The organism is Arthrobacter sp. SX1312 (assembly GCF_002929295.1).
GTDB lineage: Bacteria > Actinomycetota > Actinomycetes > Actinomycetales > Micrococcaceae > Arthrobacter_D.
Genome location: NZ_PJIM01000071.1, coordinates 1 through 525, shown reverse-complemented (window position 1 = coordinate 525; position 525 = coordinate 1). Strand labels below are relative to the sequence as shown.

Genomic DNA, 525 nt, shown 5'->3' with positions numbered 1-525 from the left:
GGGGATCAAAGGAGAGATAACAACACTATTGAGTCTGTATGATGTAAGAATGAAAGAACATATAGATGATATAGGGCCGGGGAAAATCCTAGCTATTGGATTTCCAGTTGGCGATGATAATTTTACTTTTTATGAGCAGAACGCTAAAGAAATTGCTAAGCTGAGTGATGAATCAAGAGACGGAATTATAAATATTTACACATACGCGAGGTCATTGATTCAATCATTTAAAGGTAATAATGAATTAATAAAGGAGATTCAAGAAATGAATCTTCTTCAATGCAAATACAAAGATGATGATCACTTGAAAACTATCATTAATGATCACCTAGAATGCATGATAGATTATGCACAAGGATTAAAACTAATTGACGGAGAAACAAGACTAGCCATATCTGATGGTATGGTTATTATAGACAAAGAAATTGATAAAATTACTTCACTGTTGAAGTAACATTTTGATATCACGGTGATAACAAGGATTTCTATATGGTAGACCCAACCTCTTTAGCTGCAATCTCTGGC

Annotated in this window: 1 protein-coding gene; it reads left to right on the top strand. The window is 33.5% G+C overall.

Annotation, left to right across the window (positions count from 1 at the left end; all coding sequences use genetic code 11):
* A partial coding sequence (locus tag CXQ92_RS17685; protein ID WP_219815811.1) for a hypothetical protein occupies window positions 1–454 on the top strand: 454 nt, incomplete at its 5' end.
* Window positions 455–525: the final 71 nt, after the last annotated feature.